Raw genomic sequence first — 24,089 nt, 5'->3', positions numbered from 1 at the left:
CGATGCGCGGTGGCGGGCAACCCCCGTATGTCCAGCGCTGTGGTGCCGGGTGCCGTCCGGCCATGGCAGCGCTCAGGCGGGGAGGCTGCTCAGCGCAGGTTCCAGGCACGCGCGCACGGGGGCGAAGCTGCGCCGGTGCTGGGGGCAGGGGCCGTGGCTGCGCAGGGCGGCGAGGTGGGCCGGGGTGCCGTAGCCCTTGTGCTGGTCGAAGCCGTATTCCGGATGGGCGTCGTGCAGGCGCTGCATGAAGCGGTCGCGGCTGACTTTGGCCAGGATCGAGGCGGCCATGATGGCGCGGTCCAGGGCATCGCCGCCGATCAACGCCTGGGCCGGGCAGGGCAGGCCCTTGGGGACCACGTTGCCGTCGATGCGGGCGAACTGGGCGACGTGGGCGACGCCTTCGACGGCCCGGCGCATGCCGAGCATCGTGGCCTGGTAGATGTTGAGCGTGTCGATTTCGCCGACGTCCACCATCACCACGTGCCAGGCCAGGGCGCGGTCCAGGATCTTGTCGTAGAGCTGGTCGCGGCGGGCAGCGGTGAGCTGCTTGGAGTCGTCCAGGCCGTTCAGGCGCGGTCGGTCGGGGCAGAACACTACGGCGGCGACGGCGACCGGGCCGGCCAGGGGGCCGCGGCCGGCTTCATCCACGCCGGCCACGTAGCGCGGGGCGACGGTGGCCAGGGCGGCGCCGTCGAACAGGGCCAGCGAGGCGGCAGCGGCGTGGCGACGGCTCATGCGGCGCGACCGCCGTTGGGGCCGCGTTCGAGCAGGTCGGTCACCGCGTCGGCGGCGCGTGCGGAGGCATCGCGGCGCAGTTGCAGGTGCAGGCGTTCGTAGGTGTCGTGCAGGTCGATCACGCGCTGGGGGTGGTCGAACCACTGCAGGATCGCGGCGGCCAGTTTGTCCGGCGTGCAGTCGTGCTGCATCAGTTCCGGGGCAAGGTCCTTGCCGGCCAGGATGTTGGGCAGGGCGAAGCGGTCAACCTTGAGCAGGCCCAGCGCTTTGACGATGCGGTAGGTGAGTTCGGCCACGCGGTAGCCGACCACCATCGGGCGCTTGACCAGCATCGTCTCCAGGGTGGCGGTACCGGACGCGAGCACGACCACGTCGGCGGCGATCATCGCGGTTCGCGCGTTGCCGTCGAGCAGGTGCGAATGGGCGACCGGCAGGGCCGAGGCGGAGAGCTGTTCGCTGATCAGCTGGCGGCAGGCGGCGTTGGCCGCCGGCACCACCACGTGCAGGCCCGGAATGCGTTCGGAGACCTGCCAGGCGGCTTCGAAGAACGGCTCGCCGAGCTTGCCGATCTCGCCCAGGCGGCTGCCCGGCAGGACCGCCAGCACCTTGGCATTGGAGGGCAGGCCGAGCTCGGCACGCGCCTGTTCGCGATCATTGTGCAGCGGGATGTCATCGGCCATCGGGTGGCCCACGAAGCGGGCGTCGATGCCGTGCTTGGCGTAGATCGGTGGTTCCATCGGGAACAGGCACAGCACCAGGTCGGCGCTGGCCCCGATCTTCTCGGCCCGCTTCTCACGCCAGGCCCAGACGGAAGGGCTGACGTAATGGACGGTGCGGATGCCGCGGTCCTTCAGCCAGCGCTCGACGCCGAGGTTGAAGTCCGGTGCGTCGATGCCGATGAACACGTCCGGCTGCCACTCCAGCGCACGCGCGCGGAACTCGCGGCGCAGTTTGAGCAGACGCGGCAGGTGGCGCAGGATTTCGGTCAGCCCCATCACCGCCAGTTCGCTGGCATCGAACCAGGTCTGGCAGCCGGCGCTGCGCATGGCATCGCCGCCGATGCCGGCGAACTCGGCGTTCGGGAAGCGCAGGCGCAGCTCGCGGACCAGGCCGGCACCGAGCAGGTCGCCGGAGGCTTCGCCGGCCACCAGGGCGATCCGCACCGGCCGGTCGGAGGTGCGCACGGCCAGCGTCTGTTCGACGCTGGTCGCCATCGCAGCGAGCGGAATGATCTCGGCGGTCGTGATGCCCGGGGTGTGCCCGCCTGGACCCGTCATCGCAGCAGGGGCCTCTCGGCGCTTTCGATGAAGTCCAGCAGGTCCTTCACATCGGCGCTGTGGCTGGCCTGTTCGGCCAGCTGCACCTTGGCTTCGGCCAGCGGCAGGCCGGCCACGTACAGCGTGCGGTAGGCGCGCTTGATGCTGGCGATGCGTTCGGCGTCGAAACCACGGCGCTTGAGGCCTTCGCTGTTGATGCCGCGCGGGCGGCCCAGGCTGTCGCTGCCAACCATGGTGAACGGCGGCACGTCGCCGTTGGTCAGCGCACCCATGCCGAGGAAGGCGTGGGCACCGATGCGGCAGAACTGGTGGGCACCGGCGAAGCCGCTGATGATCACGTAGTCGCCCACGGTGACGTGGCCGGCCAGCGTGGTGTTGTTGGAGAACACGCAGTGGTTGCCGACGTGGCAGTCATGCGCCACGTGGGTATAGGCCAGCATCCAGTTGTCGTTGCCGACCGTGGTGATGCCGCCGCCACCGGCGGTGCCACGGTTGATGGTGACGAATTCGCGGATGACGTTGTCATCGCCGATCACCAGTTCGGTGCGCTCGCCTTTGTACTTCTTGTCCTGCGGCTCGCCACCGATCGCGGCATGGCCGATGAAGCGGTTGTTGCGGCCGATCCGGGTCGGGCCATGGATCGAGCAGTGCGGACCGATCTCGGTACCGGCACCGATCTCCACGTCCGCACCGATCAGGCAGAACGCACCCACGCGCACATCCGCAGCCAGCGTCGCCGACGGGTCGATGACCGCGGTGGGGTGGATGAGAGGGGCGTTGTCACTCATTGCAGTTCTCCTGCCAGGATCATTCGCGGGTGCCGGCGCACAGCACTTCGGCGCAGGCGACGATCTCGCCATCGACCTTGGCCACGCAGTCGTACACCGCCATGTTGCGGATCACGCGCTTGATCTCCACGTGCATTTCCAGCACATCGCCGGGCACGACCTGCTTGCTGAAACGGGCCTTGTCCACCTTGACCATGTAGAACAATTTGGACTGCGCATCGCGGCCAAGGGTGAGCTGGGTGAGCACGCCGCCGGCCTGGGCCATGGCTTCGATGATCAGCACGCCGGGCATGATCGGCTGGCCCGGGAAGTGGCCCTGGAAGAACGGCTCGTTGATGCTGACGTTCTTGGTGGCGACGATCTTCCGGTTCTCGAAATCGAGCGAGATCACCTTGTCCACCAGCAGGAACGGATAGCGGTGCGGGATCAACTGCTGGATCTGGTTGATGTCCGGCAGATTCTGGTTGTTGCTCATTCCTTCTCCTTGCTCACAGACAGGATGCGCCGGGCGAGCGCATCGAGCTGCTTGAAGCGCGCGGCATTCTTGCGCCACGTGCGGTTGTCGGTCAGTGGGGTGCCGGAGGAGTACTCGCCCGGCTCATGAATGGAGTTGCGCACCACCGATTTGCCGGTGATGACGACCTTGTCGCAGATTTCGAGGTGACCGACGACGCCGACGGCGCCGCCCAGCAGGCAGTAACGGCCGATCTTGGCGCTGCCGGCGATGCCGGTGCAGCCGGCGATGGCCGAGTGGGCGCCGATCTGGACGTTGTGGGCGATCTGGACGAGGTTGTCCAGGCGCACGTCATTTTCCAGCACGGTGTCTTCCAGCGCGCCGCGGTCGACGCAGGTGTTGGCGCCGATCTCGCAGTCGTCGCCGATGCGTACGCCACCCAGCTGGGGCACCTTGATCCAGTGGCCGGCATCCATGGCCAGGCCGAAGCCGTCGGCACCGAGCACGGCGCCGGGATGGATGCGCACGCGCTTGCCGAGCTTCACGCGGGTGACCAGGGTCACGCGGGCGATCAGCTCGCAGCCTGTCTCCAGGGTGCAGTCTTCGCCGATCACGCTGCCGGGGCCGACGATGCAGTTCTCACCGACCACGCTGCGGGCACCGATGGTGACGAACGGGCCGATGTGGGCGCTGGCGGCGACCTGGGCGTCCGGATCGATGCAGGCGCTGGGGTGGATGCCCGGCGCGCGCGGCGGTGCGATGTCGAACAGCGCGGCGATCTTGGCGAAGGTGGTGTACGGGTCCTTGGCGACCAGGGCGGCGCCGGGCGCGGCCTCGGCATCCTCGGCACGCAGCACGACGATGGCGGCCTGGCTGTCGGCCAGCTGCGCGCGGTAGCGCGGGTTGGCCAGGAAGGTGAGCTGGCCGGGGCCGGCATGGGCGAGCGTAGCCACGCCATGGATGGCGGTGCTGCCATCACCATGGACCTGCAGGCCAAACTGCTCGGCGAGTTGCTGGGCGGTATAGGTAGGAGTGTTCACCGGGGGAGTTTACCGTGTGATGCCGAAACGGTCATGCGGGGCGGGGGTTCCGGGGTGTGGTGGGCGGTTTGTTGCGGCCCGGCGCATCCGGGGCGATCGCGCGGCTCCGTGGCGGACAGCCCCCACGGACCCCGATGGTTCAACCCGCGCGCGGCAGGGTAGTGCCGGCCGCTGGCCGGCTCGCATTGATCCCGGACGTTCGTGCCGACCAACGGTCGGCACCTACCCAGAGCGGCATCGAACGACCAGTGCCACCCCAAAGCGGCACCGATCCATGATCGGTTCGAACCCCGATCGGCACGGAGCCATGATCGCTCCCAGCGCCAAAACGAAAACGCCGGGCAAAGCCCGGCGAATGCGTACCGCGTCTGGTGGAGAGGCCCCCTTCTGTCAAGGGGGCCGCGCCGACGGCGCGGGGGATAGGAGGAATCGTTGGGCCCCAAGGTTTGCTGCGCAAACCTTGGGCAATTCACGTTAGGCGGTCAGAACTGGCCGCCGAACGTAAATTGCAGACGCTCGACTTCGTCGCCGTCTTCCTTCTTGAGCGGGAAGGCGTAGCTGATCGAGATCGGGCCGACCGGGGCGCGCCACAGCAGGGCCACACCGGTGGAGACGCGCAGTTCGTTGGCCTTGAAGTTGTCCACGCCGTTGTAGACGTTGCCGAAGTCCACGAAGGCCGAGATGCGGGCCGAGGGGCTGTCGAACAGGCGCGGGAAGTAGGCTTCGACCGAACCGACGGTCTTCAGCGAGCCACCCAGCGGCTGGCCGCGGTTGTAGCTCAGGGTCGGTTCCGAACGCGGGCCGAGGGTGTTGTCCTCGAAGCCGCGCACCGAGTTGGTACCACCGGCGTAGAAGTTCTCGTAGAACGGCAGGCCCGAGGCGGTCACCACGCGGGTGCTGCCATCCGGGTTGGTGATCACGCGGGTGGTGTCATTGCCGTAGCTGTCGCCGTAGCCGACTTCGGCGCGGGTGTTGATGACCAGCTGCGGGATGATCGGCCAGTACTTGGAGAACTGGTAGTTCAGCTTGTAGTACTCGACGGTCGAGCCCGGCAGCGTGGTTTCCAGGCCCACGCGCTGGTAGGTACCGCGGGTCGGCATGAAGTAGTCGTTGCGGGTATCGCGCGCCCAGCCCAGCTCGGTGCGCCAAGAATGGAACGTGCGCTGGCCGATGGCGTCGATGTAATCGATGATCGCCTGCGGGGTCGAGCCTTGGTAGGTGGTGATCTGGTTGCTGTCGATGCCCACCATCAGCGAGACGGTGTCGTTCTCGGTGATCGGCACGCCGAACACCACCTGCGCGGCACCGTTGGTGCTGTTGTACTGCGCGGTGTTGAAGTCGGAGTAATCCAGTTCGCGCCAGGACAGGTTGTAGCCCAGCGAGACGCCGTCATCGGTGAAGTACGGGTTGGTGTAGCTGAAGCCGTAGCGCTGCAGGTAGCTGCTGCGCGAGGCTTCGACCGACACGCGGTTGCCGCCGCCGAGGAAGTTGTTCTGCGACAGCTGCACCGAGGTGGTCATGCCGTAGGACTGCGAATAGCCCAGGCCGAACACGAAGCTGCCCGAGGTGGTTTCCTTGACGTTGTAGACCACGTCGACCTGGTCGTTGCTGCCGGTGACCGGCGGCGTTTCCACGTCCACCGATTCGAAGTAGCCCAGGCGCTGCAGGCGGATCTTGGAGCGGTCGATCGCAGCCTGGGAGTACCAGCTGTTCTCGAACTGGCGCATTTCACGACGCAGCACTTCGTCGGAGGTGCGGGTGTTGCCCTTGAAGGTGATGCGGCGCACCGACACGCGCGGGCCGGGAACGACCTGCATGTTGATGGCCACCGTGCGGTCGGCACGGTTGCTGGTCGGGATCGGGTTCACCTTGGCGAAGGCGTAGCCGATGTTGGACAGCGAATTGGTGATCTGGTCCGAGCTGAATTCCAGCAGCGCACGCGAGAACGTGTCGCCGGACTTCTGGATCACCATGCGCTCGACATCTTCCTGCGGCAGGATGGTGTCGCCGGTGACCTTGATCTCGGAGATCTTGTACTGCTCACCCTCGGTCACGCCGGCGGTGATGAACATGTCGCGCTTGTCCGGGCTGATCGAGACCTGGGTGGAATCGATGCTGAAATCCACGTAGCCGCGGTCCAGGTACCAGCCGTTGAGCTTTTCCAGGTCGCCGGACAGCTTTTCCTTGGAGTACTGGTCATCGCGGCGGTACCACGAGGCCCAGTTGTGCTCCTTGGATTCCCAGGTTTCCAGGATGTCCTTGGCGGGGAACTTCTCGGTGCCGACCAGGTTGACGTGCTGGATCTTGGCGGCCTTGCCTTCCTTGATCGCGATGGCGATGTCCACGCGGTTGCGGTCCAGCGGGCTCACCGTCGGGGTGATGTCCACGTTGTACTTGCCACGGTCGTTGTACTGGCGGCGCAGTTCCTGGGTCACGCGGTCCAGGCTCAGGCGGTCGAAGGTGCCGCCCTCGGTCAGGCCGATGTCGCTCAGGCCCTTGAGCAGCTGGTCGCTCTTGATGTCCTTGTTGCCGGTGACGGTCAACTTGTTGATCGCCGGGCGTTCCTTGACCGTGACCACGAGGATGTCGCCCTGGCGGTTGAGCTGGACGTCTTCGAAGAAGCCGGTCTTGTACAGCGCACGGATGGTTTCACCGACCTTGTTGTCGGTGATGGTGTCGCCACGTTCCACCGGCAGGTAGGTGAACACGGTACCGGAGGTGATGCGCTGCAGACCATCCACGCGGATGTCGCTGACGGTGAAGGGCTCGGCTGCCTGCGCCAGGGCGGGCGCGCCGAAACCGGCAACGAGTGCGAGGGCCAGCAGGCGGCGATTGGGGAGTCGCGTCATGTCACGTCCGGTTGGAGTCGATTTCAACATTGCGGGATGCCGGCGCATAAGACGACGACAAAAGGAAAAAAGTTCATCGCGGGACCAGGCCGAGGATGTCGTTGTAGAACGCCAATCCCATCAGCCCGGCCAGCAGCGCCAGGCCCACATACTGCCCGGCAGCCATGGCGCGCTCGCTCAGCGGGCTGCCCTTGACCAACTCGATAAGGTAATACAGCAGGTGCCCGCCGTCCAAGATGGGGATGGGCAACAGGTTGATGATGCACAGGCTCAGCGACAGCAGGGCCAGGAAATACAGGAACCAGTCCAGGCCACGTTTGGCCGAGACATTGGCGACCCGGGCAATGGTGACCGGGCCGGAGATGTTCTGCAGCGAGGCGTTGCCGGTGACGATGCGGCGCATCATCCCCAGTGAATCGCCCGCCATCCGGGCGGTTTCGCGCAGGGCCACGGGCACTGCCGCAAACGGCCCGAACTTGAGTTCGGCGTCGTAGGACGGGGCGTGGGTCTCCGGGAAACCGATGCCGATCTGCCAGGTCGGCTGGCCACGGCCGTCCACGCCCTGGCGGGGGGTGATCTCCAGCGCCAGCCGCTCGCCGCCGCGCAGGACGTCGATCATGCCGGGGCCGCCACGCTGGCCGAGCGCGGCGATCTGCGCCGGCACCTGGTCGGCACCTTCGATACGCTGGCCGTCCACGGCCACGATCAGGTCGCCCGGCACCAGCACGCCCTGGGCGGCTGCGTCGGGCAGGACCTTGTCCACCAGCGCCGGCTGCAGCCAGAACTGCCAGCTCAACCCGGTCAGCTGGGGCACGCGGCGTTCATCGAAGCCGGCCGGCAGCTGCGACAGCGGCAGGGTGCGGGTCCGCACCTGGTCCAGACCGTCGAGGACCTCGACCTTGGCATCGTGACGATCCATCGCCGCGGTGGTCAGCGCCATGCTGGCCTCGCCGGCGGTGGCCACGCTGCGGCCATCGACCTTGACCACACGGTCGCCGGCCTGCAGGCCAGCGGTCTGGGCCATGCCGGTGGTGCGGCCGATGGTGGCCGAGTAATCCTGTTTGCCGATCACGAACATCGCCCACAGCAGGGCGATGCACAGGATCAGGTTGGCGGCCGGACCGGCGGCGACCACCGCGATCCGCTGCCACACGGTCTTGTGGTTGAAGGCCTGGCCGCGCTCGGCGGGATGTACCTCGACCTCGCGCTCGTCCAGCATCTTCACGTAGCCACCCAGTGGAATGGCGGCGATCGCGAATTCGGTGCCCGCGCGGTTGCGCCGCGACCACAGCGGCTTGCCGAAACCGACAGAGAAGCGCAGCACCTTGATCCCGCAGCGGCGGGCGACCCAGTAGTGACCGAACTCGTGGAACGTCACCAGCAGGCCAAGGCTGACGATCATCCACCAGACGGATCCGATGAAATCACCCATGGTGATCAGCACTGTAAGGGGGCGTGTGGGGCATTCAGGCGTGGTCGATGGCGGCTTGGGTGATCTGGCGGGCGCGCTGATCGGCGGTCAGCAGGCCCTCCAGTGTATCGGCGGACTCGCTCGACAGTGTTGACAGAGCGTTAGCGACCAGCGCTGGAATGGCAAGGAAAGCTGCCCGCCCCTGAAGAAACGCTGAAACCGCGACTTCGTTGGCGGCATTGAGGATCGCCGGGGCGGTCCCGCCGGCGGCCATGGCCTGCCAGGCGAGCTTCAGGCAGGGGAACGCCTCGGTGTCCGGGGCTTCGAAATCCAGCCGGCCCTGGGTCAGCAGGTCCAGCCCGCCGACCCCGGATTCGATCCGCTGCGGCCAGCCCAGGCCGACAGCCAGGGTGGTGCGCATGTCCGGCAGGCCCATCTGGGCCAGGGTCGAGCCGTCGACGAACTCGACCAGCGAATGCACCAGGCTCTGCGGGTGGACCAGGACGTCAATACGCTCGCCCGGGACGCCGAACAGGTGGTGGGCTTCGATGACTTCCAGCCCTTTGTTCATCAACGTCGCCGAATCGACCGAGATCTTCGGGCCCATCGACCACTTCGGATGGGCCACGGCCTGGGCCGGGGTGACCTGGGCCAGCTGTTCGCGGGTACGGCCACGGAACGGGCCCCCGGAGGCGGTCAGGATGATCCGGCGCACGCCGGCACCGTCCAGGCTGGCATCGCGCGAACGCAGGCACTGGAAGATCGCGCTGTGCTCGCTGTCGATCGGGATGATCTCGGCCCCGGCGGCAGCGGCCTGGCGCATCAGCAGCTCGCCGGCCAGCACCAGCGATTCCTTGTTGGCCAGCAGGATCCGCTTGCCGGCCGCGGCGGCGGCCAGGGTCGAGGACAGTCCGGCCGCGCCGACGATCGCCGCGACCAGCGTGTCGCAGACATCGCTGGCGGCCAGCTGGTCCAGCGCCCCGGCGCCGGCATGGGCCTGGGTGGCCAGGCCGGCGTCACGCAGGCCGTCGCGCAGGGCGGCGTACCGCGATTCATCGGCGATCACGGCATGGGCCGGGCGATGCAGGGCGCACAGGGCAACCAGCGCATCGACCTGGCGGCCGGCGGCGAGCACGGTGACCTGGTAGCGGTCCGGATGGCGTGCGATCACGTCCAGCGCGGATGCGCCGATCGAACCGGTGGCGCCGAACACGGCGACCTGGCGGGGGGCGGAAGCGCTGGCCATGGTTAGAACCCGAAGATTTCCTTGCCGAGTGCGAACACCGGCAGGGCGGCAAGGACGCCGTCGATACGATCGAGCACGCCGCCATGGCCCGGGATGATGTGGCCCGAGTCCTTGGCACCGGCGTGGCGCTTGATCAGGCTTTCGTACAGGTCGCCCAGCACCGAGGCGAACACGGTCACCACGGCGGTGATGATCAGGCCGATCAGGTGGCCGCTGTCGATCCCGGCCAGCCAGCCGAAGCCCAGGGCCACGATCAGGCCGGCGACCATGCCGCCGCCGAGACCTTCCCAGGTCTTGTTGGGGCTGATCCGCGGGGCGAGCTTGGTGCGGCCGAAGGTGCGGCCGGCGAAATAGGCGCCCGAATCGGCGGCCCAGACCACGGCCAGCGCGGTCAGCAGCCACAGGTGGCCGTTCTCGCCACTGGCATGGATCAGCACCAGCGATGCCCAGGCCGGCACGATCGCCAGGGTGCCGGCGAGCAGCTTGAGGGCACGCGCCGGGCTGCTGGGGCTGGCGCCGAAGTTGAAGAAGCGCAGCCACAGCAGGGCTAGCAACCACCACCCGATGCCGACCAGCGCGGCGATCTGGTACAGCACCAGCGAGCCGGCATCGGCCCACACGATCAGCACCATCAGCACCAGGTTCAGCACCAGCAGGATGGTGCGGGCCAGGGTGTCTTCCACGTCGGCCAGCTTCAGCCATTCCCACAGGCCGATCAGGAACACCGCGGCAGCGGCAGCGGCCAGCCACTGGGTCGGCAGCATCAGGATGGCGAGGATGGCGACCGGCGCCATGATCAGCGCGGCGATGACTCGGGTCTTGGTCATGGGGAAGAGGTCTCGGTGGCCAAGGCGGCGATCTGGGCGCTGGTCAGGCCGAAACGGCGTTCACGCGAAGCATAGGCGTCGATCGCCTGCTGCAGGACGGCGGCGTCGAACTCGGGCCACAGTACGTCGGTGAACCACAGTTCGGTGTAAGCCAGCTGCCAGAGCAGGAAATTGCTGATGCGGGTGTCGCCACCGGTGCGGATGAACAGGTCCGGCGGCGGCAGGTCTGCCAGGGCCACGCGGCTGCTCAGCATCGCTTCGTCGATCTGCTCGGGCAGCAGGCGGCCGGCCGCGACCTCGGCGGCCAGTTCGCGAGCGGCGCGGGCAATGTCCTGGCGGCCACCATAGCTGGCGGCGATGCTCAGGGTCATCGCACGGTTGTCGGCGGTGCGTTGCTCGGCCAGCTGCATGCGGCTGACCAGCCCGGCGCCGAAGCGCTCGCGCTCGCCGATGAAACGCACGCGCACGCCACGGCGATGCAGCTCGTCCACTTCGCGGTCGAGCGCATTGAGGAACAGCTTCATCAACGCATCGACCTCATCGGTCGGCCGGCCCCAGTTTTCACTGGAGAAGGCGAACAGGGTCAATGCGGCGATGCCGTTGTCGAGGCAGAAATCGATGGTGCGGTTGACCGCGCGCGCGCCGGCACGATGGCCGATCACGCGCGGGCGACGACGCTTCTGTGCCCAACGCCCGTTGCCATCCATGATGATGGCGACGTGGCGCGGCATGGGCGCGGCAGTGCCGCTGGTCGGGGCCTGGGACATGGGGCTCAGACCGCCATCAGTTCCTTTTCTTTCTCGGCGACCACACTGTCGACGTCCTTGATGGACTTGTCGGTCAGCTTCTGGATGTCATCTTCGCCGCGCTTCTTGTCGTCTTCGCTGATCGCCTTGTCCTTGATCAGGTTGGCGATCGCCTTGTTGGCGTCCTGGCGGATGTTGCGGATGGCGATCTTGGCGCCTTCGCCTTCCTTCTGGACCTGCTTGCCCAGCTCCTTGCGGCGCTCTTCGGTCGGCGGCGGCAGGTTCAGGCGAATGACGGTGCCGGCCACGTTCGGGGTCAGGCCCAGATCGGAGGCGTAGATCGCCTTCTCGACGTCCTTGATCATGCCCTTGTCGAACAGCGTGATGACCAGCGAGTGGCCCTCGGAAACGCTGATCGAGGCGACCTGGTTCAGGGGGGTGTCGGTGCCGTAGGCCTTGACGGTGATGCGGTCCAGCAGGGCCGGGGAAGCACGGCCGGTGCGGATGGAGGTGAGGGTGTGCTTCAGAGCATCGATGCTCTTTGCCATGCGCGTCTGCGCGTCCTGCTTGATTTCGTTGAGCATCGCCCGAATCCTGGATGTAACTGGGAATCGGGCGATTATAGGCGAATACCGACCCTTTCCGGGCCGTTCAGGGCGCCCGGCGTGGGGCGCCGCTCAGGCTCAGGCGTTGTCGCGGCCCTGGACCAGGGTGCCGATGTTGTCGCCGTGCAGGATCTTGAGCAGCTCGCCCGGCTGGCCCATGTCGAACACGCGCAGCGGCAGGTCGCTGTCGCGGGCCAGCGCGAAGGCGGCGGTATCCATCACTTCCAGGCCCCGGCGGATCACTTCGTCGTAGGTCAGGCTGTCGAAACGGACCGCGTCGCTGTACTTGTTCGGGTCCTTGTCGTACACGCCGTCGACCTTGGTGGCCTTCAGCAGCAGGTCCGCGCCGATCTCGATCGCGCGCAGGGCAGCGCCGGAATCGGTGGTGAAGAACGGGCTGCCGACGCCGGCGGCGAAGATCACCAGGCGGCCCTTTTCCAGGTGGCGGATGGCGCGGCGGCGGATGTAATCCTCGCAGACGTCGTTGATCTTGATCGCGCTCATCACGCGGGCCTTGGCGCCCAGCTTTTCCAGGGCGTCCTGCATGGCCAGCGCGTTGATCACGGTGGCGAGCATGCCCATCTGGTCGCCGGTGACCCGGTCCATGCCGCCTGCGGCCAGCCCGGCGCCGCGGAAGATGTTGCCGCCGCCGATCACCAGGGCCACTTCGGCGCCGGCCGCCTGGGCTTCCATCACCTCACGGGCGAGGCGGTGGATCACCTTGGGGTCGATGCCGTAGTCCTCGTCTCCCATCAGCGCCTCCCCGGAAACTTTCAACAGGATGCGGCGATAGGCGAGCTTTGACATGGCGATCTCTGGGTGCGTGGAAAACGCCCGGATTCTACTGGAAGCCGGGCCATCGGGCAGCATAAATTTGCTGCGGTGCGGCGCATGGGGGCGCTGTGGGGGCCGTGATGACGGCCCCGCGCGGGGGTAACGCTCAGGCCGGTGCGGTGCTGGGCGAACGCGCGATGACCCGGTTGCGGCCCAGGTTCTTGGAGCGGTACAGCACGTCGTCGGCGGCCTTGAGCAGATCCTGGACATCGGCGAAACGCTCATAGCCCCCCTGGGTCGCCACGCCTGCCGAGAAGGTCACGAACAGCGGGCCGCTGGCGACTTCGGCCATCGGCGTGTTGACGATGCTGGCCAGCACCCGGCGCACCACTTCCAGCGCGACCGGCTCGGTGGTGTTGGGCAGCAGCGCGATGAATTCCTCGCCGCCGAAGCGGGCCACCGTGTCGCTGTTGCGCAGCTGCTCCTGCAGCTTCGTGGCGAACATGCGCAGCACCTGGTCACCCATCAGGTGGCCATGGGCGTCGTTGATCTTCTTGAAGTCGTCCAGGTCGATGAAGGCGACCGAAAGCGGCCAGCCATGCCGGGTGGCGCGCAGGAATTCCTGCTCGAGCACGGCTTCCAGCTGGCGGCGGTTGAGCACGCCGGTCAGGGCGTCACGGTGCGCCTGCTCGGCCAGCCGGTTGGCGCGCGCTTCGAATTCATCCGCCCGCTTGCGGGCCAGGGCGGCGTCCTGCATCTCGCGCAGGTTGCGCAGGGTGGCCAGCTCCTGGGCATGGTCGATCAGCTGCTGCACGCGCGAGGGCGAGAACAGCGGGGTCTCGAACAGGGTGCTGATGTCCGGCAGCGATTCACCGATGCGGGCCAGGACCTGGTCGAACTGGGCGCTGTCCAGGCCGAGCGTGTCATGCACCTGCTGCAGGGCGTGCTCGCGCGCGGCATCGGCATCGGTGCCGAGCCAGATATCGGCCACCGCGCCGGACAGGGCGACGCAGTTCTGGAAATTGTCATCGCCGGTGGCGGGCGATTCGCTGTGCGCGATGCTGTCCACCAGGTAGCGCGGCAGGCCCCATTCCTCGGCGACCCACGCGCCGACGTCGGCGTGGCTGCACTGCAGGTGTTCGCGCTCCAGGGCGACCAGCGCGCCGTTGTCGGTGGCCTGGCGCAGCAGCGGCAGGTAGGTGTCCGGTTGCGCCTGGGCCAGTGCCAGTACGCCGATATCCTGCAGCAGGCCGGCCAGCATCAGCTCTTCGGCTTTGCGCAGGCCGCGCGCCTGCCCCAGCAGGCTGGCGGCCAGGGCGCTGAGGATGCTGCGGCGCCACGCGCGCTCGCGCAGGTCCTGGCCGTCGCCGGCGGCGGTCAGGTTCTGGGTCACGGTGAAGCCGAGGGCCAGGCTGACCGTGGCATTCAGGCCGAGCATCGTCAGCGCCTGGCCGAGATTCTCGATCCGGCGGCGGCTGGCATACAGCGGCGAATTGGCGATGCGCAGCATGCGGGCACTCAACGCCATGTCGATGGCGATGATGTCGGCGGCGGTGGTGATGTCCGCTTCCGGATCCTGCGCCAGTTCGATGATGCGCAGGGCAATACCGGGCGGGGAGGGCAGGTTGCGGCAGAGCGCCAGGGCGGCTGTCAGCTCGGGAGGCATGGCGGGGTTGTCAGTATGTTGGGGCAAGAATACCTGAGGTGCATCACAGTTTCGTCCTTGATTTCTTGCGTTGACGCGGCAGATCGGTTTGGGAGTATTGTCCTGATCCGGCACACAAAGCAAAGCCAGTGGACAAAAAAAAGAAGCCGCGGAGTCCGCGGCTTCTTTCGTAACACATTCGAGCGGTGAAGATCAGGCCAGGCCGGCCTGCTTCATCACTTCGGCGGCGTAGTCTTCCACCACCTTCTCGATGCCTTCGCCGACCGCCAGACGCTGGAAGCCGACCACGTCGGCGCCGACGGCCTTGAGGACCTGCTCGACCGACTGGTTGGTGTCCAGCACGTACGGCTGGCCGTACAGGGTCACTTCGTTGACGATCTTGGCGATCTTGCCGCTGATGATCTTTTCCAGGATATCGGCCGGCTTGGACTTGTCCTTGTCGGACATCTTGGCCAGTTCGATTTCCTTTTCCTTGGCAACGAACTCGGCCGGCACATCGGCGGCCTTGTTGTGCGGCGGGTTCATGGCAGCCACGTGCATGGCCAGGCCACGGGCCAGCTCTTCGTTGCCACCGGCCAGCTCGACCAGCACGCCGATGCGGCCGCCGTGCACGTAGGCAGCGACGTTGTTGGTCGATTCCAGGCGCACGATGCGACGCACGTCGACCTTCTCGCCAACCTTGGCGATGACGGCGGCGCGGGCTTCTTCGATCGTCTCGCCGGACGGCAGCTTGGCGGCCTTCAGGGTGTCGATGTCGGCAGCGCCCGAGCTCAGCGCGGTGGCAGCAACAGCCTTGGTGAAGTCCAGGAAGTTGCTGTCCTTGGCGACGAAGTCGGTTTCCGAGTTGACTTCGACCAGCACGGCCTTGCCGCCGTCCTGGGCCGCCACGATGATGCCTTCGGCAGCCACGCGGTCAGCCTTCTTGTCGGCCTTGGCCAGGCCGGACTTGCGCAGCCATTCGGCCGAGGCGTCGATGTCGCCGCCGTTTTCGACGAGTGCCTTCTTGCACTCCATCATGCCGGCGCCAGTGCGCTCGCGCAGTTCCTTGACCAGGGAAGCAGTGATTTCCACGGAATTTCCTCACGAAAGAAAGGGGTTGGGCCGGCATGGTGGCCGGCCCGTATGACAGTGTCCTGTCGTCGCGCCATCGGCAGCGGACAGGAGCGGTGGGCGCGCTGCGCCCACCGCGGGCCTGGATCAGGCCTGGGCTTCGCCAGCAGCCGGCGCGTCGGCGGCCGGAGCAGCAGCAGCCTTCTTGGCCGGAGCGCGGCGGGCCGGCTTGGGTTCTTCGCCAGCAGCGGCTTCGCTGAACTCTTCTTCACGGACGGTGGCAGCGTGCGGCGCAGCAGCCTTGCCTTCCAGCACGGCGTCGGCAGCGGCGCGGGCGTACAGCTGCACGGCACGGATGGCGTCGTCGTTGCCCGGGATCGCGTAGTCGACCAGTTCCGGGTTGTAGTTGGTATCGACCACAGCGATCACCGGGATGCCGAGCTTCTTGGCTTCCTTGATGGCGATGTCTTCGTGGCCGATATCGATGACGAAGATCGCGTCCGGCAGACGGTTCATGTCCTTGATGCCGCCCAGCGAAGCTTCCAGCTTGTCGCGCTCGCGACGCAGGCCCAGCACTTCGTGCTTGACCAGCTTGTCGAAGCTGCCGTCGGTCTCACCGGCTTCCAGTTCCTTCAGGCGGGCAACCGACTGCTTCACGGTACGGAAGTTGGTCAGGGTGCCGCCCAGCCAACGCTGGTTCATGAACGGCATGCCGCAACGCTCGGCTTCTTCACGGATCGACTCGCGGGCGCTGCGCTTGGTGCCCAGGAACAGGATGGTGCCGCGCTTCTGCGCAACGCTGGAAATGAAGTTCATCGCGTCATTGAAGAGCGGAACGGTCTTTTCCAGGTTGATGATGTGGATCTTGCCGCGGGCGCCGAAGATGTACTGGCCCATCTTGGGGTTCCAGTAACGGGTCTGGTGGCCGAAATGGACGCCGGCTTCCAGCATCTGACGCATGGTGACCTGGGGCATTGCAGTAACTCCTGATAGGGAACCGGCCGCCACGGGTAATAGTTGGGCGGTCCGCCGTGAGGCGGGGGGTTCCGGGGTTTGGCTTCCCTGTCGCTTCCGTGACCGAACTCCTTGCGGAGCACCCCGGCACGGATATGGGCGGCAGGTGTGGATTCACCGGTGACGTCCGGTGTTGACGTGTTCCCGCGCCAAGGCGGCAGGGATCCGGTCGATTATAGCCCGGTGCCGGGCGCAGGCGCAATCACGGGGGCAAGCGGGGCATCGGCGGCCTCGTTGAGCCGGGCCCGGAACTGGCCGCCGACGTAGCCGGCCGCGGCGGCAGGTCCCAGCTGCGGGCGCTGCGCGGCAGCACATAGCCGGCCAGGCCCTCGATCAGCGGGTGGCGACGCCCGTGGGCGTCCACGAACACGAGGTCGGCCAGGTGGGCATGGCCGTCGCCGCCATTATAGAGGCGCAGGCGGGGCGCCGACGGGCTGCCGCCTGTCTTGTATCGGACCGTGCAGATAGGACCCAATCAATGGCCGTCTTCGGCACAAGGTCGCGTTTTGCGATACGCATCACGCTTGTTCAGCTAGCTGGCCAGGGGCCGGGCCCAAACCGCGGCTGTCAGCGTTCCATCCAATCCCGTTCAGATTGGCCCCGGATCGGCGATAATGGGCGCCATGAGCGTGAATCTGAAAACCCCCGAGGAAATCGAACTGATGCGCATCGCCGGCCGTCTGGCCAGCGAAGTGCTCGACATCGTCACCCCCCACGTCAAGCCGGGCGTGACGACCGAAGAGCTGGACCGCATCTGCCATGACCACATCATCAATGTGCAGAAGGCGACGCCGGCCAATGTCGGCTACCGCGGCTTTCCCAAGACGGTCTGCACGTCGGTCAACAACGTGATCTGCCACGGCATTCCCAGCGACGCCAAGGTCCTCAAGGACGGCGACATCGTCAACATCGATGTCACCGTGATCAAGGATGGCTGGCACGGCGATACCAGCCGCATGTACTACGTGGGCACGCCGTCGGTCATGGCCAAGCGCCTGGTCGATGCGACCTATGAAGCCATGTGGCGCGGCATCCGCGCGGTCAAGCCGGGCGCGACGCTGGGTGACATCGGCCATGCGATCCAGAGCTATGCCGAATCCGAGCGCTTCAGCGTGGTGCGCGAGTACTGCGGCCATGGCATCGGCAAGGTCTACCACGACGAGCCGCAGGTGGTGCATTACGGTCGTCCGGGCCAGGGCCTGGTGCTGCAGCCGGGCATGACCTTCACCATCGAGCCGATGATCAATGAGGGCACCCGCTACAACAAGGTGCTGCCCGATGGCTGGACCGTGGTCACCAAGGACCGCAAGTTGTCGGCGCAGTGGGAGCACATGGTCGCGGTCACCGAGACCGGCGTCGACGTGCTGACCCTCTCGCCCGGCGAATCGCAGGTCTGAGCATGCTGCCGGCGAGCCCGATGCTGGACGCGCCGGCCGAATCCGTCGCCGACCCGGACTGGGCGGCGCTGGCGCGCCAGTCGCTGCAACAGACCGACGCACGGCTGTACCGCCGTTTCGACCAGGGCGACAACATCGAGCGCCTGCTCGCGTTGCGCGCCCGCGCGGCCGACCACCTGATCCGGTTGGCGTGGCACCGCTGCCTGCCGGCCGGGTCTGGACTGGCCTTGTTTGCCGTCGGTGGGTATGGGCGCGGTGAGTTGTTCCCGCGCTCGGATATCGACGTGTTGGTGCTGGGTACGCCGGAACAGCAGCGGCGGCACGAATCCGGGCTGGCGCGCTTTTTCGCGCTGCTGTGGGATTGCGGCCTGCCCGTGAGTCACGCGGTGCGTTCGCCGGCCGAGTGCACCCAGGCCAGCGCCGACCAGACCGTGCTGACCGCACTGATCGAATCGCGCCCGGTGGTTGCCGACGACATCGCGCGCGCGGCCTTGAAGGCCGCGGTGAACGTGGACGGCCTGTGGCCGCCGCGCGAGTTTTTCCTCGCCAAGCGTGAAGAGCTGCTGGCCCGCCATCAGCGCTTTGGTGATACCGCCGACAACCTGGAACCGGACATCAAGGACGGCCCCGGCGGCCTGCGCGATCTCAATACCCTGGGCTGGATGGCGTTGCGTGCCTTCGGCGTGCGCGACCTGGAAGCACTGGTCGGCCTGGGCCACCTCGGCCCGGATGAAGCGGCCGCGCTCAAGCGCGAACGCTGCGCCCTGGCCCGGCTGCGCTTCGGCCTGCATCTGGTCGCCAACCGGCCCGAAGAGCGCCTGCGTTTCGATTACCAGAAGACACTTGCCGCCCGCCTGGGTTTCGAAGACGACATCGAAAGCCTGGCCGTGGAAAAAATGATGCAGGGCTTCTACCGCAGCGCCACCGTGGTGCGGCGGATCAGCGACCGCCTGCTGCAGCGCTTCGAGGAACAGTTCGATGGCGAGGCGGTGCCCGAGCCGGTCAGCGTGGGGTTCTCGCTGCGCCGTGGTTACCTGGCGGCCAACGATCCGGCCTGGCCCGAGGGCGACATCGAACAGGTGTTCGCGCTGTTCTCCAGCTGGGCCTATAACCCGGATGTGCGCGGCCTGCACTCGCTGACTGCCCGCGCGCTGGCCGAGGCGCTGCCGGACCTGGCCGCGTATACCGACGCCAGTCCCGCCGCACGCGAGCAGTTCCTGGCCCTGCTGCGCAGCCCGCGCGCGGTCGACACGCTGGCGCGGATGGCGCGCCTGGGCGTGCTCGGTCAGTGGATCCCCGCATTCGCGCAGGTCTCCGGGCGCATGCAGTTCGATCTGTTTCACGTCTACACCGTGGACCAGCACACCCTGATGGTGCTGCGGAACATCGGCCTATTCGCCAGCAGCCGCGCCGACGAGCGTTTCTCGATCGCGCATGAGGTCTGGCCGCGCCTGCGCAAACCGGAACTGCTGCTGCTGGCCGGCCTGTTCCATGACATCGCCAAGGGCCGCGGCGGCGATCACTCCGAACTCGGTGCGGTGGATGCGCGCGAATTCTGCCAGGCGCTGGCGCTGAGCAGTTCCGATACGGAGCTGGTGGCCTGGCTGGTCGAGCAGCACCTGCGCATGTCGGTCACCGCGCAGAAACAGGACATCTCCGATCCGGACGTGATCCATCGCTTCGCCACCCTGGTGGCCAGCCGCGACCGGCTCGATTACCTGTATCTGCTGACCTGCGCCGACATTGCCGGGACCAGCCCAAAACTGTGGAATGCCTGGAAGGACCGCTTGCTGGCCGACCTGTATTTCGCGGCACGGCGCGCGCTGCGCGACGGGCTGGAGAACCAGATGCCGGCCGCCGAGCGGGTGGCCGAAGCCCGCGAATCAGTGCGCCAGCTGGTGCGCGAGCGCGGCTACGACGACGCGACGATCGAGCGTCAGTTCACCGTGATGCCCGATGAGAGCTTCATCCGGCTGCGGCCCGAGCAGCTTGCCTGGCAGGCCGCCGCGCTGGTACCGGTCAAGCAGGGCCAGACCCTGGTCAAGGTGCGCCGGATCACCCCGGACGACCACGCGCTGGAGGTGTTCGTGCACTCGCCGGACCGCGATGGCCTGTTCGCCGCGATCGTGATGACGCTGGACCGCAAGGGCTACGGCATCCACCGCGCGCGTGTGCTGGACGGCCCGGTGGATACCATCTTCGATACGTTTGAAGTGACCCCGGCCGACAGCTTCGCCGATGGCGATGCGCTGCGCCTGGAGGCCGGCCTGCGTGAAGCGCTGTCCGGCGACCTGACCCGGCTGCGTCCGTCGCGGCGGGTCATTCCGCGCCAGCTGCGGCACTTCCGTTTCGCCCCGCGCATCGAGTTCCGCGATGTCACCGATGGCGAGACCACCAGCACCCGTTTCAGCCTGGTCGCGCCCGACCGCCCCGGCCTGCTGGCCGACGTGGCGTTCGTGCTGCGCAACCAGCGGCTGCGCGTGCATGATGCGCGCATCGCCACCTTCGGCGAACGCGCCGAAGACATGTTCGTGATCAGCGATGAGCATGATCACGCCCTCACCGAATCCGCCAGACAGCAGCTGCAAGACGCCATGCTCGCCTGCCTGGACCCTGATCGAAAAGCCGGAGACCCCCACTGATGGCCACCAAGCCTGCCAAGAAGACTGCCGCGAAGACCGCGGCGGCCAAGACCCCTGCTGCCGCGCCTGCGGTGAAGAAGACCGCTGCCGCAAAGAAGGCGGCGCCCGCGGTGAAGAAAGCGCCGGTCAAAAAGGCGCCGGCCCGCAAGGTCGCTGCTACCCCGGCCGAGAGCGCCGCCAAGCGCAGTGCCAGCCGTGATGCCACCATCGCGCGCAAGTCGCTGCGCAAGCCGGCCACGCCGGGTGTGGAAGAACTCAAGTTCGGCATCGAAAGCGCCTTCGAGCGCCGCGCGACGCTGACCCTGCACGAGATCGAAGGCTCCACCAAGCCGCTGGTCGGCCGCGTCATTGATGGCCTGGAAACCGGCGAATTCCGCGTCGCCGAGCCCGATGGCCACGGTGGCTGGAAGGTCAACGAATGGCTGAAGAAGGCGGTGCTGCTGTACTTCCGCGTCAACGACATGGCCGTGGTCGACGCGCGTCCGGCGCCGTTCTGGGACAAGGTCGAATCGCGCTTTGCCGGCTTCGATGAAGCCAAGTTCCGCCGCGCCGGCGTGCGCGTGGTGCCCGGCGCGATCGCGCGCCGCGGCAGCTACTTCGGCAAGGACGTGGTGCTGATGCCGAGCTTCACCAACATCGGCGCCTACGTGGGCGAGGGCACCATGGTCGACACCTGGGCCACGGTGGGTTCGTGCGCGCAGATCGGCAAGCACTGCCATCTGTCCGGCGGCGCCGGCATCGGCGGCGTGCTCGAGCCGCTGCAGGCCAGCCCGACCATCATCGAAGACCATTGCTTCATCGGTGCGCGTTCGGAAGTGGTGGAAGGCTTCGTGGTCGGCCACCACAGCGTGATCGGCATGGGCGTGTTCCTCGGCCAGAGCACCCGCGTCTACAACCGCGCCACCGGCGAAATCAGCTACGGCTCGGTGCCGCCGTACAGCGTGGTGGTGTCCGGCCAGCTGCCGTCCAAGGACGGCTCGCACTCGCTGTACTGCGCGGTGATCGTCAAGCAGGTCGATGCCAAGACCCGCAGCAAGACCAGCGTGAACGACCTGCTGCGCGGCCTGGCCGACTGAGCCGGGCACGCCATGACCACCACCGTGTATGGATTGAAGAACTGCGACACCTGCAAGAAGGCCACCAAGTGGCTGGACCGTTTCCAGGTGCCGTATACCTTCGTCGACTACCGTGAGCACAAGCCAACGCCGGAAACCCTGATCGACTGGGCGGCCCAGGCCGGTGGCTTTCCCGCGTTGATCAACAGGTCCTCCACCACGTGGCGGCAGCTGCCGGAGAACCGCAAGGCGGCCGATTCGGAGGCCGAATGGAAGCTGCTGCTGCGCGAGTACCCGCAGCTGATCAAGCGCCCGGTGGTGGTGAGCGCCGATGGCGTGATGACCCAGGGCTTCTCGGACAACGGCTTCAAGCAGCGGTTCGGAGTGGGCGCGTGAACGACGTCGTTGCCTTGACCTGCGACCTGATCGCGCGCGCCTCGGTCACGCCCGAGGACGCCGGTTGCCAGGCGCTGCTGGCCGGCCGTCTTGAACGCGCCGGCTTTCACTGCGAACAGCTGCGCCTGGGCGAGGTCGACAACCTGTGGGCCACACACGGGCAGGGCGCACCGGTGCTGGTGCTGCTCGGGCATACCGACGTGGTGCCGACCGGCCCGGTCTCGGCCTGGACCAGCGATCCGTTCGATCCCCAGATCCGTGACGGCGTGCTGTACGGACGTGGCGCGGCCGACATGAAAGGCAGCGTGGCCGCCTTCGTGGTCGCCGCCGAGCAGTTCGTGGCCGCGCATCCCGATCATGCCGGCACGCTGGCGGTGCTGCTGACCAGCGACGAGGAAGGCGATGCCATCGACGGTGTGCGTCGCGTGGCCGATATCTTCCGCGAGCGCGGTCAGGAAATCGACTGGTGCATCACCGGTGAGCCGTCCTCCACCGCGGTGCTGGGTGATCTGCTGCGCGTGGGCCGCCGCGGCAGCCTCTCGGCGACGCTGACGGTGAACGGCGTGCAGGGCCATGTGGCGTATCCGGACAAGGCGCGCAATCCGATCCATCTGGCCGCTGCGGCCCTGGCCGAACTCACCGCACGGCACTGGGATGATGGCTTCGAGAGCTTCCCGCCGACCAGCCTGCAGGTCTCCAACATCCATGCCGGCACCGGGGCCAACAATGTGATTCCGGGTGAGCTGCAGGTGCTGTTCAACCTGCGCTACAACCCGCACTGGAACGCGCCCGCGCTGGAGCAGGAGATCGCTGCGCTGCTGGAGCGTCATGCACTCCAGTACACGCTCAAGTGGCATCGCAGCGGTGAGCCGTTCTATACCCCGGAAGGCACGCTGCGCAGGGTCGCCCGCGAGGTACTGGGTGAGTTTGCGGGTGCACCGCCGGAAGAGAGCACCGGTGGCGGCACCTCCGATGCGCGCTTCATCGCGCCGCTGGGCGCGCAGTGCATCGAAGTAGGGCCGGTCAATGCGAGCATCCATCAGGTCGACGAGAACATCCGCGTGGCGGACCTGGAAGCGCTGCCGGCGTTGTACCAGCGCTTGATCGAGCGCCTGTTGGCCTGAGTCCAGCGATGGAACCGACGGCCGCGGTAGTGCCGGCCGCTGGCCGGCTGCTCCGTCGGTCTGACAGTCATGAGAGCCGGCCAGCGGCCGGCACTACCGGGTGTAACCGACCGTTGGTCGGTTCGCCCTTACGCCACGATCAACCCGAACGACGCCAACGCGGCCGCCGCCTGGCGCTGTGAAATCACCGCCTTCTTGAACAGCTTGGCATCCATCACGTTGAGCCCGCTGATGTCGGTGCCGCGCAGGTCGGCGCCTTCAAAGCGCGTCAACCGCGTCTGTGCATTGCGCAGGCTGCCGCCGTTGAACACCGCATCGCGGAAATCGCAGCCGGACAGCTCGGCCTCGGAAAAATCCATGCCCTCCAACTGCGCCTTGCGGAACGACATCCCACGCAGGTCCGCGCTGACCAGCAGGCAATCGCGGAATTCCAGCGCCCAGCCGGTCACTTCCTGCAGATGCGCGCCGGTCAGCTTGCAGTCCTGGAACTGCACCGAGGACAGCGTCGCGCGCCGCCAGTGACTGTTGTTCAGATCGCAGTGCGCGAAACGCGCATCGCTGAGCAGCGCCGAGCTGAAATCGCATTGGCTGCCGCGGCACTTCGTCCACTGGGTTTCTTCCAGCGAGGCGGCCAGCCAGTTCGCACCGGTGACCGAGCACTGGTTGAACTGGAACCCATCCATGTCCAGCCGCGAGAAGTCGCCGTGATCGAACGTGCAGTTCTCGAAGGCGGCCGCGCGCGGATGCGCGGCAATGATGGCCTGCATGCGCTCGCGGGTGAGCGTGTCGTCGCGGAAAATGGCGGTGGTCATGCGGCCATTCTCGGTGATGGGCGGCGCAGGCGGCAGTCTTGAAGGCAGCGGCGGAGTGTGTACAGCGTCACCGGCGCGCATACGTGGTCCCCTCCGACGTAGAGCCGACCGTTGGTCGGCTGCCGTTGGTGCAGACACGTGGGGCGACACGTGCAGCCGACCAACGGTCGGCTCTACCGGG

At 67.1% G+C, this 24,089-nt stretch carries 21 protein-coding genes; 5 read left to right on the top strand and 16 right to left on the bottom strand.

The window, feature by feature from the left end; translation table 11 throughout:
- Nucleotides 1–72: 72 nt before the first annotated feature.
- From HMPREF3113_RS13270 to rpsB, 15 genes are all read right to left on the bottom strand, one after another.
- The gene (locus HMPREF3113_RS13270) at nt 73–735 is read right to left on the bottom strand and encodes a ribonuclease HII (RefSeq protein WP_070473288.1); all 663 of its coding nucleotides are present in this window, start codon (nt 733–735) and stop codon (nt 73–75) included.
- Nucleotides 732–2,012 carry a lipid-A-disaccharide synthase gene (gene lpxB / locus HMPREF3113_RS13265; protein ID WP_070473286.1) on the bottom strand — a complete coding sequence of 427 codons (1,281 nt, stop codon included), beginning with the start codon at nt 2,010–2,012 and terminating at the stop codon, nt 732–734. Before lpxB ends, HMPREF3113_RS13270 begins: the two co-directional genes overlap by 4 nt.
- Entirely contained in the window at nt 2,009–2,800 is a 792-nt protein-coding gene (lpxA, locus tag HMPREF3113_RS13260) for an acyl-ACP--UDP-N-acetylglucosamine O-acyltransferase (protein WP_046272049.1), read from the bottom strand. Before lpxA ends, lpxB begins: the two co-directional genes overlap by 4 nt.
- 19 nt (nt 2,801–2,819) lie before the next feature.
- The gene (gene fabZ / locus HMPREF3113_RS13255; RefSeq protein ID WP_019184406.1) at nt 2,820–3,275 is read right to left on the bottom strand and encodes a 3-hydroxyacyl-ACP dehydratase FabZ; all 456 of its coding nucleotides are present in this window, start codon (nt 3,273–3,275) and stop codon (nt 2,820–2,822) included.
- Nucleotides 3,272–4,294: a UDP-3-O-(3-hydroxymyristoyl)glucosamine N-acyltransferase gene (lpxD, locus tag HMPREF3113_RS13250; RefSeq protein WP_046272048.1), complete on the bottom strand. Its 1,023-nt coding sequence runs from the start codon at nt 4,292–4,294 to the stop codon at nt 3,272–3,274. The genes fabZ and lpxD overlap by 4 nt, the downstream gene beginning before the upstream one ends.
- Nucleotides 4,295–4,776: 482 nt before the next feature.
- Entirely contained in the window at nt 4,777–7,143 is a 2,367-nt protein-coding gene (gene bamA, locus HMPREF3113_RS13245) for an outer membrane protein assembly factor BamA (protein WP_070426936.1), read from the bottom strand.
- 73 nt (nt 7,144–7,216) lie between these two features.
- Complete coding sequence (rseP, locus tag HMPREF3113_RS13240; RefSeq protein WP_070473514.1) at nt 7,217–8,575, bottom strand: RIP metalloprotease RseP; 1,359 nt, start codon at nt 8,573–8,575, stop codon at nt 7,217–7,219.
- A gap of 34 nt (nt 8,576–8,609) precedes the next feature.
- Nucleotides 8,610–9,800 (bottom strand): 1-deoxy-D-xylulose-5-phosphate reductoisomerase, encoded by a 1,191-nt coding sequence (locus tag HMPREF3113_RS13235; RefSeq protein WP_070473284.1) that lies wholly within the window; start codon nt 9,798–9,800, stop codon nt 8,610–8,612.
- A gap of 2 nt (nt 9,801–9,802) precedes the next feature.
- Nucleotides 9,803–10,627 (bottom strand): phosphatidate cytidylyltransferase, encoded by an 825-nt coding sequence (locus HMPREF3113_RS13230; protein WP_070473281.1) that lies wholly within the window; start codon nt 10,625–10,627, stop codon nt 9,803–9,805.
- The gene (uppS, locus tag HMPREF3113_RS13225; protein WP_087947514.1) at nt 10,624–11,358 is read right to left on the bottom strand and encodes a polyprenyl diphosphate synthase; all 735 of its coding nucleotides are present in this window, start codon (nt 11,356–11,358) and stop codon (nt 10,624–10,626) included. The genes HMPREF3113_RS13230 and uppS overlap by 4 nt, the downstream gene beginning before the upstream one ends.
- A gap of 41 nt (nt 11,359–11,399) precedes the next feature.
- Nucleotides 11,400–11,957 carry a ribosome recycling factor gene (gene frr / locus HMPREF3113_RS13220; RefSeq protein ID WP_046272044.1) on the bottom strand — a complete coding sequence of 186 codons (558 nt, stop codon included), beginning with the start codon at nt 11,955–11,957 and terminating at the stop codon, nt 11,400–11,402.
- A 99-nt stretch (nt 11,958–12,056) separates the two neighbouring features.
- Nucleotides 12,057–12,785, bottom strand: coding sequence for a UMP kinase (gene pyrH / locus HMPREF3113_RS13215; RefSeq protein ID WP_019184398.1), 729 nt, complete (start codon nt 12,783–12,785; stop codon nt 12,057–12,059).
- A gap of 133 nt (nt 12,786–12,918) precedes the next feature.
- Nucleotides 12,919–14,418 carry a GGDEF domain-containing protein gene (locus HMPREF3113_RS13210; protein ID WP_070473279.1) on the bottom strand — a complete coding sequence of 500 codons (1,500 nt, stop codon included), beginning with the start codon at nt 14,416–14,418 and terminating at the stop codon, nt 12,919–12,921.
- A gap of 192 nt (nt 14,419–14,610) precedes the next feature.
- Complete coding sequence (gene tsf, locus HMPREF3113_RS13205) at nt 14,611–15,489, bottom strand: translation elongation factor Ts (protein WP_070473277.1); 879 nt, start codon at nt 15,487–15,489, stop codon at nt 14,611–14,613.
- A gap of 126 nt (nt 15,490–15,615) precedes the next feature.
- Nucleotides 15,616–16,443: a 30S ribosomal protein S2 gene (gene rpsB, locus HMPREF3113_RS13200; RefSeq protein ID WP_070473274.1), complete on the bottom strand. Its 828-nt coding sequence runs from the start codon at nt 16,441–16,443 to the stop codon at nt 15,616–15,618.
- A 662-nt stretch (nt 16,444–17,105) separates the two neighbouring features.
- Here rpsB and map point away from each other — a divergent pair.
- The 5 genes from map to dapE are packed head-to-tail and all read left to right on the top strand — an operon-like array spanning nt 17,106 to nt 23,096.
- Nucleotides 17,106–17,879 carry a type I methionyl aminopeptidase gene (map, locus tag HMPREF3113_RS13195; protein ID WP_070473512.1) on the top strand — a complete coding sequence of 258 codons (774 nt, stop codon included), beginning with the start codon at nt 17,106–17,108 and terminating at the stop codon, nt 17,877–17,879.
- A gap of 2 nt (nt 17,880–17,881) precedes the next feature.
- Nucleotides 17,882–20,521 (top strand): [protein-PII] uridylyltransferase, encoded by a 2,640-nt coding sequence (locus tag HMPREF3113_RS13190; protein WP_070473272.1) that lies wholly within the window; start codon nt 17,882–17,884, stop codon nt 20,519–20,521.
- Nucleotides 20,521–21,597 carry a 2,3,4,5-tetrahydropyridine-2,6-dicarboxylate N-succinyltransferase gene (dapD, locus tag HMPREF3113_RS13185; RefSeq protein ID WP_070473271.1) on the top strand — a complete coding sequence of 359 codons (1,077 nt, stop codon included), beginning with the start codon at nt 20,521–20,523 and terminating at the stop codon, nt 21,595–21,597. The genes HMPREF3113_RS13190 and dapD overlap by 1 nt, the downstream gene beginning before the upstream one ends.
- 12 nt (nt 21,598–21,609) lie before the next feature.
- Complete coding sequence (locus HMPREF3113_RS13180) at nt 21,610–21,972, top strand: arsenate reductase (protein WP_070473269.1); 363 nt, start codon at nt 21,610–21,612, stop codon at nt 21,970–21,972.
- Nucleotides 21,969–23,096 carry a succinyl-diaminopimelate desuccinylase gene (gene dapE / locus HMPREF3113_RS13175; RefSeq protein WP_070473267.1) on the top strand — a complete coding sequence of 376 codons (1,128 nt, stop codon included), beginning with the start codon at nt 21,969–21,971 and terminating at the stop codon, nt 23,094–23,096. The genes HMPREF3113_RS13180 and dapE overlap by 4 nt, the downstream gene beginning before the upstream one ends.
- 128 nt (nt 23,097–23,224) lie before the next feature.
- On the opposite strand, the gene HMPREF3113_RS13170 is transcribed toward dapE, so the two are convergent.
- On the bottom strand, nt 23,225–23,908 hold the full coding sequence (locus HMPREF3113_RS13170; protein WP_070473265.1) for a pentapeptide repeat-containing protein: 684 nt from the start codon (nt 23,906–23,908) through the stop codon (nt 23,225–23,227).
- Between the last annotated feature and the right edge of the window lie 181 nt (nt 23,909–24,089).

Origin of the sequence: Stenotrophomonas sp. HMSC10F06, assembly GCF_001807865.1 — a bacterium.
Classification (GTDB): domain Bacteria; phylum Pseudomonadota; class Gammaproteobacteria; order Xanthomonadales; family Xanthomonadaceae; genus Stenotrophomonas; species Stenotrophomonas bentonitica_A.
This window is presented reverse-complemented; position numbering and strand designations above follow the sequence as displayed.

Bases quoted from the DNA above. Each gene is read 5' to 3' on its own strand.
- HMPREF3113_RS13270 (WP_070473288.1), bottom strand. From the start codon at position 735: ATGAGCCGTCGCCACGCCGCTGCCGCCTCGCTGGCCCTGTTCGACGGC.
- lpxB (WP_070473286.1), bottom strand. From the start codon at position 2,012: ATGACGGGTCCAGGCGGGCACACCCCGGGCATCACGACCGCCGAGATC.
- lpxA (WP_046272049.1), bottom strand. From the start codon at position 2,800: ATGAGTGACAACGCCCCTCTCATCCACCCCACCGCGGTCATCGACCCG.
- fabZ (WP_019184406.1), bottom strand. From the start codon at position 3,275: ATGAGCAACAACCAGAATCTGCCGGACATCAACCAGATCCAGCAGTTG.
- bamA (WP_070426936.1), bottom strand. From the start codon at position 7,143: ATGACGCGACTCCCCAATCGCCGCCTGCTGGCCCTCGCACTCGTTGCC.
- rseP (WP_070473514.1), bottom strand. From the start codon at position 8,575: ATGGGTGATTTCATCGGATCCGTCTGGTGGATGATCGTCAGCCTTGGC.
- HMPREF3113_RS13235 (WP_070473284.1), bottom strand. From the start codon at position 9,800: ATGGCCAGCGCTTCCGCCCCCCGCCAGGTCGCCGTGTTCGGCGCCACC.
- HMPREF3113_RS13230 (WP_070473281.1), bottom strand. From the start codon at position 10,627: ATGACCAAGACCCGAGTCATCGCCGCGCTGATCATGGCGCCGGTCGCC.
- uppS (WP_087947514.1), bottom strand. From the start codon at position 11,358: ATGCCGCGCCACGTCGCCATCATCATGGATGGCAACGGGCGTTGGGCA.
- frr (WP_046272044.1), bottom strand. From the start codon at position 11,957: ATGCTCAACGAAATCAAGCAGGACGCGCAGACGCGCATGGCAAAGAGC.
- pyrH (WP_019184398.1), bottom strand. From the start codon at position 12,785: ATGTCAAAGCTCGCCTATCGCCGCATCCTGTTGAAAGTTTCCGGGGAG.
- HMPREF3113_RS13210 (WP_070473279.1), bottom strand. From the start codon at position 14,418: ATGCCTCCCGAGCTGACAGCCGCCCTGGCGCTCTGCCGCAACCTGCCC.
- rpsB (WP_070473274.1), bottom strand. From the start codon at position 16,443: ATGCCCCAGGTCACCATGCGTCAGATGCTGGAAGCCGGCGTCCATTTC.
- map (WP_070473512.1), top strand. From the start codon at position 17,106: ATGAGCGTGAATCTGAAAACCCCCGAGGAAATCGAACTGATGCGCATC.
- HMPREF3113_RS13190 (WP_070473272.1), top strand. From the start codon at position 17,882: ATGCTGCCGGCGAGCCCGATGCTGGACGCGCCGGCCGAATCCGTCGCC.
- dapD (WP_070473271.1), top strand. From the start codon at position 20,521: ATGGCCACCAAGCCTGCCAAGAAGACTGCCGCGAAGACCGCGGCGGCC.
- HMPREF3113_RS13180 (WP_070473269.1), top strand. From the start codon at position 21,610: ATGACCACCACCGTGTATGGATTGAAGAACTGCGACACCTGCAAGAAG.
- HMPREF3113_RS13170 (WP_070473265.1), bottom strand. From the start codon at position 23,908: ATGACCACCGCCATTTTCCGCGACGACACGCTCACCCGCGAGCGCATG.